This window comes from Paratractidigestivibacter sp. (assembly GCF_052362415.1).
Lineage (GTDB): Bacteria > Actinomycetota > Coriobacteriia > Coriobacteriales > Atopobiaceae > Paratractidigestivibacter.
On the sequence record NZ_DAWEMK010000162.1, the window covers coordinates 1 to 1,966 of the forward strand.

Sequence of the window (1,966 nt, forward strand, 5' to 3'; positions counted from 1 at the left end):
CGGCAAGTGAACGCTGCGTCGCGCGTCGCCATCGCTGGGTGACAGCCATTGGCTGATGGGTGGCACCAGATGCTGCACGCAATGACTGTCACCGGCTGATGGGTGGCAACGAATGATGGGTGGCACCAAAAGCTGCACGCAATGACTGTCACTGATTGAGGGCCTGGTAATGTTATGCGGGAATGCGACGGGGGAGGGGATTTGGAGCTTACGAGAAGGGCGTTTTGCTCGGCGTGGGCGCGGCGCTGCTCGCCGGGTGCGCGCCGTCTGCGCAGGGTGACGCCGACGCGACTGAAGGCCGCCCGGCGCTCACCATCGGCCGCGACAACTATCCCCCGTTCTGCTACTTGGACGAGGGCGGCGAGTACACCGGCATCGACGTCGACATCCTCACCGGGGCGCTCGACCGAATCGGGTACGGCGCCGACTTCCTCCAAATCGAGTGGGACCGCAAGGACGAGCTTCTTTCCAACAGGACGATCGACGGCATCGCCAGCTGCTTCAGCATGAACGGTCGCGAGGACCTCTACCGCTGGGCGGGGCCCTACATGCAGTCGCGCCAGGTTGTGGCCGTCATGCCCGAGAGCGACATCCGCACGCTCGCCGACCTCAAGGACAAGGTCGTGGCCGTGCAGGTGACCACGAAGCTCGAGGAGATCTTCCTCTCCGGCGAGGATAAGCGCATCCCGCGGCTCGGCAAGGTCAGTATCGTCTCCGGCGGCAAGGCCACGGTGAGCGGCAAGGGGGTCGTCAACGCGTATGCCGGCGATGCCTCGCTCACGATGATCGACTACAAGAAGGACGAGAAGGTCGACCACAAGACGACCGAGCGCTCCGAGCCTAGGGTCACGACCAAGGACCGCTCGATTCCGCAGACGGGCGACACCTCGGCATCGCCGCTGTGGCTCGTTGTCGCCGCGATCGTGGTCACCGTCGCCGGATTCTACTTCTGGCGCAAGAGCCGGTAGGGGAGCGGCTCGCGCTTGGGCCGATTGCGGACTGGCGCGTGCCTGGGCCGATTGTAGAGCGACTCAGGCACGCGCCTACCTCAAGAAAGCAGGCTTCCTCCGACCGTTCGGCAGCTTGGCCGTTCGTTTAGTCGCCGACCTGGATCCGCCTGATCAGCGCATCGATCTGCTTGGACAAGCCCCGCCTCAACATTCCGAGGCGGGGCTTTTTCATGAGCCGGGGCAGCCGCTCTGGATGGGGGATATAGAGGTCCGCGCCTTGATCGCTGCTCGACGCGGTGTAGACGCGCTGGTCCTCATGGCTTGCGGCGGCCGCTTTTGCGCTCGTGCAGGCTACGACCAGCGCATCGCAGCCTGAGGCGTCTTCGGCAGGGGAGAGCCGCACGAACTCGATCGGCGTCTCCACTCCGCTCAGGCTCTCGTAGACGGCGCCGGCCTCCGCGAGGTCGTCGAGAACGAGGCCGAGCGGATCTCCCTCATGGGCGATGAGCCCGACCTTGTGCGGGCGCTTTCCGTGGCTCATTCGGGCTTCTTCCCATCGACGTCAAACCTTCGCGCTAGACTTGCTTAGTCTAAACCAGAGACTTGTGAGGCCTTATGTCCGATTCATATACGTTCTTCGCTCAGACCCGCGTGCTCTTCGGGGCAGGAAAGCTTGCCGAGCTCGGCGATGCGCTGCTGCCCGGTCGGCGCGCGCTCGTCGTCACCACGGGCGGCAAGTCCGTCAAGGCGAACGGATACCTTGACCGCACGCTCGCTGAGCTCGATCGCGCCGGCGTGTCGCATGTGCTCTTTGACCGCATCGAGCCGAACCCCCTGCGCAAGACCGTCAACGACGGCGGCTGGCTTGCGCACACCGAGGGCTGCGATTTCGTGCTCGCGCTCGGCGGCGGCTCGGTCATGGACGGGTGCAAGGGGATCTGCGCCGTCGCGGCGAACCCGGTCGTCGCGGCCGACGACACCGAGTCCGCGCGCGACATCTGGGATTACGTCATGGG

3 protein-coding genes are annotated in these 1,966 nt (G+C 65.1%); 2 read left to right on the forward strand and 1 reads right to left on the reverse strand.

Annotated features, from left to right (window positions below):
- Positions 1-233 precede the first annotated feature (233 nt).
- Positions 234-968: a substrate-binding periplasmic protein gene (locus tag ACT84W_RS10345; RefSeq protein ID WP_444329153.1), complete on the forward strand. Its 735-nt coding sequence runs from the start codon at positions 234-236 to the stop codon at positions 966-968.
- A 127-nt stretch (positions 969-1,095) separates the two neighbouring features.
- On the opposite strand, the gene ACT84W_RS10350 is transcribed toward ACT84W_RS10345, so the two are convergent.
- Positions 1,096-1,491 (reverse strand): hypothetical protein, encoded by a 396-nt coding sequence (locus ACT84W_RS10350; RefSeq protein WP_444329150.1) that lies wholly within the window; start codon positions 1,489-1,491, stop codon positions 1,096-1,098.
- Positions 1,492-1,565: 74 nt separating this feature from the next.
- Between ACT84W_RS10350 and ACT84W_RS10355 the strand changes: the two genes are divergently transcribed.
- A partial coding sequence (locus tag ACT84W_RS10355; RefSeq protein WP_444329151.1) for an iron-containing alcohol dehydrogenase occupies positions 1,566-1,966 on the forward strand: 401 nt, incomplete at its 3' end.